This is a genomic window from Ferrovibrio sp., assembly GCF_965278975.1.
Lineage (GTDB): Bacteria > Pseudomonadota > Alphaproteobacteria > Ferrovibrionales > Ferrovibrionaceae > Ferrovibrio.
Genome location: NZ_OZ257126.1, coordinates 3,653,074 through 3,665,117 on the forward strand (window position 1 = coordinate 3,653,074; position 12,044 = coordinate 3,665,117).

Genomic DNA, 12,044 nt, shown 5'->3' on the forward strand with positions numbered 1-12,044 from the left:
GGACTTTGGCCGCGCCATGCCTGAAAAGCAAGCGCCTTAAGCTGGGCCGGCGTTAGCCGCCCGGCCTAAAGCTTTACCGTTGTTACCCGGCAGTGGGCGAAACCACCGTGCAGGTGAGGTTCTTGCGCTTCAGGCTGGAACAGGCATTGCGCGCATCGGCTTCCGAGAGGCCGGTGAGGCGGGCGCGGTAGAGCATACCGCTGTCGGCGCGCAGCGTCTCGATGGTCGGCTCGCCAGCCGGCACCTTGGCCTGCGCCTTGGCAACGGTGGCCTCGGCGGCATCCTGCTTCTTGAAGGCGCCAAGCTGCACCGCCCAGGAGCCATTGCCATTCTGCTTCTTGCCCTTGGCTGCCGGTGCCTTGGCAACGGCGGGCTCGGCCTTGGCGGCCTTCTTCGGCTTGGCGGCGCGGGCGGCACTGCCGGTTTCGGCGGCCTGGGCCGAACTGATCAGGCTGAAGGCCGGGGCCGGCTCCACGGAAGCCATCACCGGATCGTTGCCCGGCTTGCCGATACGCTCGAAGCCGGCATCCAGCAACTGAATCATGCGGTTGTCGCGGGAGACGATGCTCGGGCCGCCGAACACCACGGCCAGCACGCGGCGGCCATCGCGCTTCGCGGAGGCGACGAGGTTGAAGCCGGAAGCGGCGATGAAGCCGGTCTTGATGCCGTCGGCGCCTTCATAGCGCGCCAGCACATGGTTGTGGTTGCGGATGGTGGCTTCCTTCCACTGGAATTCAGCGGTGGAGAAGTAGTGATAGTATTTCGCGTGGTTCTTGATCAGCGCCATGCCCAGCGTCGCCATGTCGCGCGCCGTGGTCTGCTGCTGCTTGTTCGGCAGGCCCGAGGAATTCTTGAAGGTGGTGCGGCTCATGCCGAGCTGATGCGCGCGGCGGGTCGCCATCTGAGCGAACTGCGCCTCGGTGCCGCCGATGGCTTCGGCCAGCACGGCAGTGGCGTTGTTGGCCGACTTGGTGATGGCGGCGAGCACGGCGTCGCGCACGGTGATGGTCTGGCCGGCGCGCAGTTCGATGCCATAGGGCTGGGAAGCGGCATGGGCCGAGACCTTCAGCGGCTGGTTCATCTGCAGCTGGCCGCTGTTGAGCGCGTCGAAGGCCATGTAGAGGGTCATCATCTTGGTCAGCGATGCCGGGTAGCGCAGGGCATCGGCATCCTGTGCGTGCAGCACACGGCCAGAATCGGCATCGACCACGATGGCGGCATATTTACCCTGGGCGAGAGCAGGGCTGTGGCTGAGCAGGACAGAGAAACAAATCGTTACAACTAGGGTCGCAATACCCCGCACCAGAGCGACAACCTGCATCATTGATCCCCCGTAACGATCCTGCTTGACTCGATACACTATTGCTTGACTCAGACGCTGAGCGAGATGGAACGCCATCAATTCGCCCGATTCGCTTGGCATGAGTGTATGAATCGCGATTCGGCTTGTCCAGTGGAAAAGTCTGCCAAACTCTTGATTCAGCTATGATTCAGCATAGCGTTAACCATCAGGCAGAAGCACAACTTATGGAGTCTAAAATGCGTCGGGTTAAGGAATGGTTTGGTCTGGCGGCCCTTCTGGCGCTGGGCGCCTGTGCCTCGGTCGGGCCGACGGACGACCCGGTGCGCCGCCATTTCTCCTGGGACCGCTATGTCGGAGGCGACGATCTGGCGGTGAGCTGCCAGTCCGGCCAGCCTGCGCGCTACCGTCTGGTGTATAATGGCCGCCACGACGAGCAGCGTCGTTCCTATGACTTTTCGGCCCAGCCCGATGGCGGCGTCATGCTGGAGGCACGGGTCATCGGCTCCGGCTCGCTGCTGCGTCTGACGGTGGAGGATCCGCTCAAGCCGTGGCGCGGCGAGCAGGCGCTCTACCGTCTCAGCCAGGCCGAATTCGCCACTGTTACCAAGGCATTGACCGACGCCGGCTTCGAACAGACGGCGAAGCGCGATATGGAACTGCGCGGCGACGACTTCTTCTGGACCGCCAGCGCCTGCCGCGATGGCAAGTTCCATTTCAACGCCTGGGCCGCCGAGGGCTACCCGGCCGAGACCGCCAGCTTCAAGGCACTGCGCTTCCTGGAAGTGCTGGCGCCGTTCGACCGTACCGGGGTGGCGGTGAATCCGCCGCGCAAGGTGCCGCTGCCGCCGTATTCGACCTTGTTCAACGAAACCAGCGAGAAGCCCAAGGTTGTACCGCCGCGCTATATCGTTGGCGACAACGGTTTGGTGTATACCCAGCGGGCGTTTAATTAGGCAATAAGCTGTTGATCGCGCAAGGGAACGCTGCATTGCCGCATTTTTATATTGCGGCGCACAAAAAATCCCTTGACGCAACCCAGGGCGTGCCCATATAAACATCAATGTTGCACCGCAGCATTTTTTCTGCCGCGCCGGTACGCCGGGGCGGCTTTTAGAGCACCCACCCCAGGATCAACAGTCGCTAGAAGGATTATTCCCATGGCCAAGACCAAGACCGTCGCGCCGAAGATCGAAGCGCCGAAGCTCGATAGCGCGCCCTACGAAACCCTGATCTCTGCTTCCAAGGAGCAGATGGAGAAGGCGCTGAAGGCGACCACCGAAGCCACCGAGCGCGCCTTTGCCCAGGCCAAGGATCGCCTGGAAACCGCGGTGAAGAGCTACGATGACGCCGCCAAGTTCTCCAAGACCAACATCGACGCCTTCGTCGCCGCCGGCAACGTCGCCTCGAAGGGCGCCGAAACCATCAACGCCGAAGTGCTGGCTTTCGCGAAGACTCAGTACGAAGACAACCTGGCCGCTACGAAGGCCCTGTTTGGCGCCAAGACCCTGCAGGAACTGATCGAACTGCAGAACGATTTCGCCAAGACCGCCTTCGAAGCCTATGCCGCCCATGCCACCAAGCTGAGCGAAGTGTCGGCCAAGGTTGCTCAGGACACCTTTGCCCCGATCAACGCCCAGGTTCAGGCGGCGGTCGAGAAGTTCGTGAAGCCGCTGGCCGCCTGATTGGGCGCCAAGCCGCACACGGCTTTGTGACAGTGCAAGAGTAGAGGCCCGGCGGCGACGCCGGGCCTTTTTTTGTCCACAGGTCAAGTCAATGCGCTGTACACCATCTTTTTTTAACCGCCGGGTGCTGGTATTTTTTTACCATGTTCCCATATCCTTAACCGATGCGGTGGCGCGGATGGCGCTTTTGCTTTTCGGGCGGAGCACAGGAATGAGCCGCGGCATCAGTGAGCAGGACAGAGTAGAGCCGATGAGTGGGCGGGCATGAGCGAGCGGGATGGACGCGACGGACGCGGGCGTACCGAAATCGGCGTGGTCACCAAGACCAAGCCGAAGACGCAAAAGCCGCCGATGTACAAGGTGCTGTTGCTGAACGACGACTACACACCGATGGAGTTCGTCGTGCATGTGTTGGAGCGTTTCTTCAACAAGCCTCGCGAGGAAGCCACGCAGATCATGCTGCATGTCCATCAGAAGGGCGTCGGCATATGCGGTGTGTTCACCTACGAGGTGGCTGAAACGAAAGTGACCCAGGTGGTCGATTTCGCCCGCCAGCATCAGCATCCTCTGCAATGCACCATGGAACGTGATTAAAGTTTAGTGGAACGTGGTTGATGGAGGCGTAGACCGAATGGCAAGCTTCTCGCGCACATTAGAGCAATCCCTGCACCGGGCCCTGTCCCTGGCCGGCGCCAAGAAGCATGAATTCGCTACCCTTGAGCATCTGCTCTTCGCTCTTACCGAAGATTCCGACGCCATCGCGGTGATGCGGGCGTGCAATGTCGATATCGAAAAGCTGCGCGAGCGGCTCGGCACCTTCATCGATGAAGAACTGCGCGGCCTGGTGGTTACCGGCTTACCGCAGGATGCCAAGCCGACCTTGAGCTTCCAGCGCGCCGTGCAGCGCGCGCTGTTCCATGTGCAATCCTCCGGCCGCGAGGAAGTGACCGGCGCCAATGTATTGGTGGCGATCTTCTCCGAACGCGAGAGCCATGCCGTGCATTTCCTGCAGGAGCAGGACATGACGCGTCTCGATGCCGTCAGCTATATCAGCCATGGCGTTGCCAAGGCGCCGGGCGCGCGCAACGAGCGCCGGCCGGTGCGCGGTGCCTCCGATGCGCCGTCGGGCGAGGAGGGCGCGCGCGAGCAGCGTGCCGAGCGCGAGAAGCCGGGCGCCAAGGATAAAGACAAGGACAAAGAGGCGCTCACCGCCTATTGCGTCAATCTCAACGACAAGGCCAAGGCCGGCAAGATCGATCCGCTGATCGGCCGCGAACCCGAGATCGAGCGCACGATCCAGATTCTGTGCCGCCGCACCAAGAACAACCCGCTCTATGTCGGCGATCCCGGCGTTGGCAAGACCGCCATCGCGGAAGGTCTGGCGCGCCGCATCATCCATGGCGAAGTGCCGGGCATCCTGAAGGAAGCCGTGATCTACGCGCTGGACATGGGCAGCCTGCTTGCCGGCACGCGCTATCGCGGCGATTTCGAGGAACGCCTGAAGCAGGTGATGCAGGAGTTGGAAGCCCAGCCGAACGCCATCCTGTTCATCGACGAGATGCACACCGTGATCGGCGCCGGTGCCACTTCCGGCGGCGCCATGGATGCGTCCAACCTGCTGAAGCCGGCGCTGGCTTCCGGCGCGCTGCGCTGCATCGGCTCGACGACGTACAAGGAGTTTCGTTCCTACATCGAGAAGGACCGCGCACTGCTGCGCCGCTTCCAGAAGATCGATGTGAACGAGCCGACCCTGACCGACGCGGTGAAGATCCTGCGCGGCATCAAGACCTATTACGAAGAGCATCATCACGTCCGCTATACCGACGATGCCATCAAGGCCGCCGTCGAGCTTTCGGCCAAGTATATCAACGACCGCAAGCTGCCGGACAAGGCCATCGATGTGATCGACGAAGTCGGCGCGGCTGAATTGCTGAAGCCGGAATCGCGCCGCCGCAAGGTGATCGGTGTGAAGGAGGTCGAGGCCATCGTTGCCAAGATCGCCCGCATTCCCCCGAAGTCGGTGAGCCGCGAGGACAAGGAATCCCTGCGCAACCTCAATGCCGAACTGAAGCGCGTGGTCTATGGCCAGGATGCCGCCATCGATGCGCTGTCCAGCGCCATCAAGCTGGCGCGTGCCGGCCTGCGCGAACCGGAAAAGCCGATCGGTTCCTATCTCTTCTCCGGCCCCACCGGCGTCGGCAAGACCGAGGTGGCGCGTCAGCTCGCCCATATCATGGGCGTGGAGCTGATCCGCTTCGATATGTCGGAATACATGGAGCGCCACAGCGTCTCGCGCCTGATCGGCGCACCGCCGGGCTATGTCGGCTTCGATCAGGGCGGCCTGCTCACCGATGCCGTGGACCAGCATCCGCATTGCGTGCTGCTGCTCGATGAAATCGAGAAGGCCCATGGCGACCTGTTCAACATTCTGTTGCAGGTGATGGACCACGGCAAGCTGACCGACAATAACGGCAAGAGCGTTGATTTCCGCAACGTGGTGCTGATCATGACCACGAATGCCGGTGCCTCCGAGATGTCGAAGCAGGCCATCGGCTTCGGCCGCGGTTTGAAGGAAGGCGAGGACGAAGAGGCGATCAAGAAGCTGTTCACGCCGGAATTCCGCAACCGCCTGGATGCCACCATCGGCTTCGCGCCGCTGGCGCAGGAAACCATCTCCCGCGTGGTCGACAAGTTCGTCGCCCAGCTCGAAGGCCAGCTTGCCGACCGCAATGTCACCATCGCGCTGACCGACGAGGCCCGCGCCTGGCTGGCCGAGCATGGCTACGACCCGCTCTATGGTGCCCGGCCGCTGGGCCGCGTGATCCAGGAAAACATCAAAAAGCCATTGGCGGACGAATTGCTGTTCGGCCAGCTGGTCAAGGGTGGCCATATCCTGGTGACGGCGAAGGATGGCAAGCTCGGGTTTGAAATCACCGCCGAGAAGACGCCCGCGCCCAAGGGCAAGGGCGACGCCACGGAAAGCAAGGAGCCGGAATACGCGAATTGATATCGCGTATTCCGCTTGCCGGCGGCCTTCCTGGCATAATTTCTGCACGCTTCTGAGGCTGTAACCCCACGCCGTCAAACTGCCGGCGTGGCACCCATCATGCTGTTTGAGTTAGGTCATGGCCGATCAGAATCATCATTTGCAAGTCCATCAGGTAATCGATGGCATCGAGCGCGACGTTCAGGAATTCGGCGCGCAGAACGAAAACATCGCCTTCCAGACCACATTGCTAGCCTTGAATGCCTCGATCGAAGCGGCGCGTGCCGGCGAGGTAGGCCGCAGTTTTGCGGTGGTGGCCCAGGAAGTGAAGGCATTGGCGAACCAGACCGCCGACAATTCCAAACGCTTCCGCGATGTCGTGCTGAAGCGGATCGGCGCCTCCAAGCAGGCCGCCGAGCAGATCGTCACCCAGATCGTGAAGGATCTGGAAGGCCCGCGCCTTGCCGACATGGCCCAGACCATCGTGCAGCTGATCGTGCGGAACCTCTATGAGCGGACCTGCGATTGCCGCTGGTGGGCCACCGACGCGGCGATGTGGCAGGCCCTGGCCGAACCTTCCGAGGAATTATACGCGCTCGCCAGCGAACGCCTCGGCGTGATCAACCGTTTTTACACGGTGTATCTCAATCTGGTGCTGGCCGATGCCTCTGGCCGGGTGGTCGCCACGGCCAACCCGAAATTGTTTCCCCGCGCCGCGCGGGCTGATGTGTCGCGCACGCCCTGGTTCCAGAACGCCATGCGGTCGCGCAGCGGCGACGATTATTGCGTCGACGAGATCAGCCAGAGCAACAGCCATGAGCGCAAGGCGGTGGCGATCTATGCCGCGGCGGTCCGGGCTGGCGGCCAGATCCATGGCGCGCCGCTTGGCGTGCTGGGTGTGATCTTCGATTGGGACAAGCAGGGCCGCAGCATCGTGCATGATGAACCCAGCCTGAGTGCCGAGGAATGGCAGCGCAGCCGGGTGCTGCTGCTCGATGCCAGGCGCCGGGTCATTGCCGCTTCCGATGGTCAGGGCCTGTATCAGCCTTTCGATTTGCAGGCGGCGGAACAGGAGCGGGGGTATTACTACGCCGCCGATGGCAGTCTGGTGGCCTTTGCCCGCACCATTGGCTACGAAACCTATGACGGCCTGGGCTGGTATGGTGTCGTCGTGCAGCAGCCCGGTTCGGGCCCCGGGCGCTGACCTAGGGTAAACGTAAAGGGCAATGAAATTGCCTGATTATCCAAATGAATTTCCTGTGTGGTGCCCCCGGCACCACATGGACTTATATGTCGATTTTACATAAATTCTCCATCAATCGCCGGCCAGACGAAATCAGCCAGAGCCGGCATTGCATGGAGGCAAGACACCAATGGCAACCTTCCGTCTCAAGGCGGCTCTGCTGGCCAGCGCGCTCGCGCTGGCGGCGATCTCTCCCGCAGCTTATGCGCAGGGCAAGACCCTGCGCTGGGCCAGCCAGGGCGACTATCTCACCTTCGACCCGCATAGCCAGAACGAGGGCCTGACCCGCACCGGCTCATTCCAGGTCTATGAGGGCCTGCTCGGCTATTCCGCCGATCTGAAATTCGTGCCGGCGCTCGCCACCTCGTGGAAGGCGATCAACGACACCACCTGGGAATTCAAGCTGCGCCAGGGCGTCAAGTTCCATGGCGGCGAGAGCTTCACCGCCGATGACGTGGTGTTCTCGGTCAAGCGCGCCCAGCATGCCAATTCGGATTTCAAGACCTACATCGCCTCCGTCAAGGACGTGAAGAAGGTCGATGATTTCACCGTGCATGTGATCACCGACGGCGCCAACCCGATCCTGCCGAACCAGATCGCCAACATCTTCATCCTCTCCAAGGGCTGGGCCGAGAAGCACAATGTGCTGAACCCGCAGAGCTACAAGGACAAGGAAGAGACCTATGCCGTGCGCAATGCCAACGGCACCGGCCCGTTCTCGCTGAAGCTGCGCGAGCAGGATGTCCGCACCGTCACCGCCAAGAACCCGACCTGGTGGGGCCTCAAGGACGCGCCGCATAACATCGACGAGATCGTCTACACCCCGGTGACCACCGCCGCCACCCGCGTCGCCGCGCTGCTCTCGGGCCAGCTCGATTTCGTGCTCGACGTGCCGGTGCAGGACGTGGAACGCGTCCGCCGCACTGCCGGTATGCAGGTGAAGAAGACCAACGAAATCCGTTCGATCTTCCTCGGCCTCGATGTCGGCAGCCCGGAATTGAAGTATGCCGATGTGAAGGGCAAGAACCCGCTGGCCGACAAGCGCGTGCGCCAGGCCATGTATCATGCCATCGACATGGAAGCGATCCGCGCCAAGGTGATGCGTGGCGATGCCGTGGTTGCCGGCATGATCACCTCGCCGGGCGTGCACGGGTATGATGCCGCGATCGACAAGCGCCTGCCGTATGATGTCGCCAAGGCCAAGAAGCTGCTGGCCGATGCCGGCTACCCGAATGGCTTCGGTATCACCCTGGATTGCTCGAACGACCGCTATGTGAATGACGAAGCGGTCTGCCAGGCTGTCGTCGGCATGCTGGCCCAGGCCGGCATCAAGGTGGATCTCGCGGCGCGCTCCAAGACGCTGCATTTCCCCAAACTGCAGAAGAAGGACAGCAGCTTCTTCCTGCTCGGCTGGGGCGTGCCGACCTTCGACTCCCACTATGTGTTCTCGTATCTGGTGCAGACCCCGGACGGCAAGAACGGCTCCTGGAACTTCACCAACTACTCGAACCCGAAGCTGGACGGCATGATCAACGGCATGCTCTCGGAGCTTGATGCCGGCAAGCGCGACAAGCTGATCCGCGACGTGTGGGATATTGTCAACGACGAGGTGATCTACCTGCCGCTGCATCATCAGGTGCTGAACTGGGCCATGGCCGACAAGCTGGACATGCCCATCATCGCCGACAATGTGCCGCGCTTCCACTTCGCCAAGCTGAAGTAACCAGCCAACGGGCCGCCCTTCGCAGGGCGGCCCGTTTCCTTTAGAGTCCGCCCCATGCTCGGCTATCTCATCGGCCGTTTGGGCCAGGCACTCGCCGTCATGCTGGCGGTGGCCCTGGTCGCTTTCGTGCTGTTCAACTATATCGGCGATCCGATCAACAACATGGTGGGGCAGGATGCCACCACCACGGACCGTGCTGCCTTGCGCGAGCAGCTTGGCATCGATGATCCGGCCCTGGTGCAGTTCGGCCGCTTCCTGGTCAACGCGGCGCAGGGCGAATTCGGCCTCAGCTACCGGCTCAAGCGCCCGGTCAGCATCCTGATCCGCGAGCGCCTGCCGGCGACGCTGGAACTCGTCGCGCTCTCCGCCATCATGGCGCTGATCCTCGGCCTGCCGCTTGGCGTCTATACCGCGCTCAGGCGCGATAGCTGGTTCACCCGTACCATCCTCACGGCGTCGCTGGTCGGCGTGTCGCTGCCCACTTTCGTCATCGGCATCGGCCTGATCTATCTGTTCTCGGTGCAGTTCGACCTGCTGCCCAGCTTCGGGCGCGGCCAAGTAGTGCAGCTTGGCTGGTGGAGCACCGGCTTCCTCACCAAATCCGGCTGGGCCGCCATCATCATGCCGTCGATCACGCTCTGCCTTTACCAGCTTACCCTGGTGCTGCGGCTGGTGCGGTCGGAAATGCTGGAAGTGCTGCGCACCGACTATATCAAGTTCGCCCGCGCGCGCGGCCTTTCCGATAGCGTGGTGCATTTCCGCCATGCGCTGAAAAACACGCTGATGCCGGTGGTCACCATCATCGGCCTCCAGGTCGGCGGCCTGATCGCCTTTTCCATCGTCACCGAAACCGTGTTCCAGTGGCCGGGCATGGGCCTGCTGTTCATCCAGGCCGTCACCTTCGCCGATATCCCGGTGATGTCGGCCTATCTGGTGATGGTCGGCCTGCTGTTCGTGATCCTGAACCTCACTGTCGATCTGGTGTATTTCCTGATCGATCCACGCCTGAGTGCGCAGCAGGGGCAGGCGGCCAAGGACAAATGATCAAGACCTTCGCCCGCTGGTACGATAGCGACCTGGCCTACAGCTTCCGCCGCTCGCCGGTGGTGGTGGTGGCCGCCATCGTCGCCGCCGTGATGATCCTGTCCGCCGTGTTCGCGCCGCTGGTGGCACCGTTCAATCCTTTCGATCCGGCCTCGCTGAAACTGATGGATGCGCAGACGCCGCCGGCCTGGGTGGAAGGCGGCATGGGCAAGTATCTGCTCGGCACCGACGACCAGGGCCGCGACCTGCTGTCCACCATTCTCTACGGTAGCCGGGTATCGCTGTTCGTTGGCTTCGCCGCCATCGGCTTCGCGGCGGTATTCGGCACGTTGATCGGCGTGCTCTGCGGCTATCGCGGCGGCTGGCTTGATACCGTGGTGATGCGCGCCGCCGACGTGCAGCTTACCATTCCCAGTATCCTGATCGCGCTCACCATCGATGGCATCGGCCGCGCTGCCCTGCCGCGTGAACTGCACGGCGAGATCGCGCTGTTCGTGCTGGTGTTTGCCATCGGCGTGGCGGAATGGCCACATTTCGCCCGCGTCGCGCGCTCCGCTGCCATGGTCGAGCGCAACAAGGATTATGTCGCGGCGGCGAAAGTCATCGGCCGCGCGCCGTGGTCCATCGTCTGGCGCCATGTGCTGCCCAACACGCTCGGCCCGGTGCTGGTGCTGGCCACGGTGGGCCTGGCGCTGGCAATCCTCTCGGAAGCTACGCTCAGTTTCCTCGGCGTCGGTGTGCCGCCGACCCAGCCTTCGCTAGGTACGCTGATCCGCGTCGGCCAGAGCTTCCTGTTCTCCGGAGAATGGTGGACCGTGTTCTTCCCGGCGCTCACCCTGGTGCTGCTGGTGCTCGCTGTGAATGTGCTTGGCGACTGGCTGCGCGACGCGCTGAATCCGAAGCTGCAGTAGAGCTCTCATTCTTTCCGTCATGCCCCGCCTTAGCGGGGTATGACGATTTATCTTCTACCGCAATGCCGCCTCGGCGCGGCCATGCCAGTAGCGGCTTTTGACCATATCGGCGGGAATCCCCGGTCGCCCCTTGGCGAACAGATCAGCCAGTTCATCCATGGCGGCGACATGGCCGGCCAGGGCGGCGCGTTCCAGCCAGCGTGCTTCCTGTTTCGGGTCGCGCCGCAGCCCGTCGCTGCCATCGCCATAGGCATGAGCCAGGGTATAGGCTTCCCGGCGATCACCCAGGGCAGCCGCGCGCTGTGTTGCTTTGATGGCCTGATCGGGCCGTTTCATCATGCGGTAGCAGGTGGCGAGCAAGGCCCAGGACAGGCGATGATCCGGCGCCAGCTTCACTGCGGTTTCAGCTTCGCGCACGCCTTCATGGTATTCATTCACCAGCACCAGCAGGCTGGCATATTCATAATGCAGTCCGGCATCGCCGGGTGCCGCGCGCAGGGCTGCCTGATAGGCGCGGTGGCTTTCCAGGAAGCGGTCGGCGTGGAAATAGGCATTGCCAAGGCGGCGCAGGATTTCCGGATCATCCGGCTTCTGTTCCAGCGCACGCTCGCAGGCACTGGCATCGCCAGTTGTTATGCCGGCCTCGCAGCGTTCCAGCCAGTCGGCGGCTTGCGCCGCCTGACTCAGCAACAGCAGGGCGAGGGCGGCGAGATATTTCACAGGAAGCCTTTGATCTTCGCTGCCATATCGATGATCGCTTCGCGGTCGCCGGGCGTCAGGCTCCAGTTCAGCTTGCCATTGTCGCCCTTGTAGCGCGGCAGCACATGCACATGGTAATGCAGCACCGATTGCGCCGCACCCGGGCCGTTGGATTGCACGATATTGAGGCCGTCCGGTGTGGTGGCTTCCTGCACCGCTGTGGCGATGCGCTTCGCCATCCTGGCCACGGCACCGACGGTTTCCGCCGGCGTGCTGAACAGGTCCGGGTGATGCTCATGGGCGATCACCAGGGCATGGCCGGGCGCGAAGGGATTGATGTCCATGATGGCGAGGCAATGCTTGTCCTCGGCCAGCTTGATGCTCGGCAACTGCCCGGCGACGATCTTGCAGAAAACGCAATCGGCTCCGCTCATGTTTCCCTCTCCCAGTTTG

The 12,044-nt window shown here is 62.5% G+C and carries 11 protein-coding genes; 8 read left to right on the forward strand and 3 right to left on the reverse strand.

Features of this window, described 5'->3' with window-relative positions:
• Positions 1–82 precede the first annotated feature (82 nt).
• On the reverse strand, positions 83–1,324 hold the full coding sequence (locus ACQY7X_RS17275) for a serine hydrolase (RefSeq protein WP_428246655.1): 1,242 nt from the start codon (positions 1,322–1,324) through the stop codon (positions 83–85).
• Positions 1,325–1,539: 215 nt separating this feature from the next.
• Between ACQY7X_RS17275 and ACQY7X_RS17280 the strand changes: the two genes are divergently transcribed.
• The 8 genes from ACQY7X_RS17280 (at position 1,540) to ACQY7X_RS17315 (ending at position 10,892) form a co-directional block, all read left to right on the forward strand.
• Complete coding sequence (locus ACQY7X_RS17280) at positions 1,540–2,256, forward strand: hypothetical protein (protein WP_428246656.1); 717 nt, start codon at positions 1,540–1,542, stop codon at positions 2,254–2,256.
• Between the two features lie 204 nt (positions 2,257–2,460).
• A complete protein-coding gene (locus ACQY7X_RS17285) occupies positions 2,461–2,985 on the forward strand; it encodes a phasin family protein (protein ID WP_428246657.1) in 525 nt (174 codons plus the stop codon).
• A 264-nt stretch (positions 2,986–3,249) separates the two neighbouring features.
• Positions 3,250–3,579 carry an ATP-dependent Clp protease adapter ClpS gene (gene clpS, locus ACQY7X_RS17290; protein WP_341984270.1) on the forward strand — a complete coding sequence of 110 codons (330 nt, stop codon included), beginning with the start codon at positions 3,250–3,252 and terminating at the stop codon, positions 3,577–3,579.
• 37 nt (positions 3,580–3,616) lie between these two features.
• A complete protein-coding gene (clpA, locus tag ACQY7X_RS17295; RefSeq protein ID WP_428246658.1) occupies positions 3,617–5,992 on the forward strand; it encodes an ATP-dependent Clp protease ATP-binding subunit ClpA in 2,376 nt (791 codons plus the stop codon).
• Between the two features lie 118 nt (positions 5,993–6,110).
• Positions 6,111–7,175 carry a methyl-accepting chemotaxis protein gene (locus ACQY7X_RS17300; protein WP_428246659.1) on the forward strand — a complete coding sequence of 355 codons (1,065 nt, stop codon included), beginning with the start codon at positions 6,111–6,113 and terminating at the stop codon, positions 7,173–7,175.
• A gap of 169 nt (positions 7,176–7,344) precedes the next feature.
• Positions 7,345–8,937: an ABC transporter substrate-binding protein gene (locus tag ACQY7X_RS17305; RefSeq protein ID WP_428246660.1), complete on the forward strand. Its 1,593-nt coding sequence runs from the start codon at positions 7,345–7,347 to the stop codon at positions 8,935–8,937.
• A gap of 54 nt (positions 8,938–8,991) precedes the next feature.
• Positions 8,992–9,981 carry an ABC transporter permease gene (locus ACQY7X_RS17310; RefSeq protein ID WP_428246661.1) on the forward strand — a complete coding sequence of 330 codons (990 nt, stop codon included), beginning with the start codon at positions 8,992–8,994 and terminating at the stop codon, positions 9,979–9,981.
• Complete coding sequence (locus ACQY7X_RS17315) at positions 9,978–10,892, forward strand: ABC transporter permease (RefSeq protein ID WP_428246662.1); 915 nt, start codon at positions 9,978–9,980, stop codon at positions 10,890–10,892. Before ACQY7X_RS17310 ends, ACQY7X_RS17315 begins: the two co-directional genes overlap by 4 nt.
• 54 nt (positions 10,893–10,946) lie before the next feature.
• Here ACQY7X_RS17315 and ACQY7X_RS17320 read toward each other — a convergent pair whose 3' ends face one another.
• Together ACQY7X_RS17320 and ACQY7X_RS17325 are read right to left on the reverse strand one after the other, a co-directional pair.
• Positions 10,947–11,612 carry a tetratricopeptide repeat protein gene (locus tag ACQY7X_RS17320; RefSeq protein WP_428246663.1) on the reverse strand — a complete coding sequence of 222 codons (666 nt, stop codon included), beginning with the start codon at positions 11,610–11,612 and terminating at the stop codon, positions 10,947–10,949.
• On the reverse strand, positions 11,609–12,025 hold the full coding sequence (locus ACQY7X_RS17325; protein WP_428246664.1) for an HIT family protein: 417 nt from the start codon (positions 12,023–12,025) through the stop codon (positions 11,609–11,611). The genes ACQY7X_RS17320 and ACQY7X_RS17325 overlap by 4 nt, the downstream gene beginning before the upstream one ends.
• Positions 12,026–12,044 lie beyond the last annotated feature (19 nt).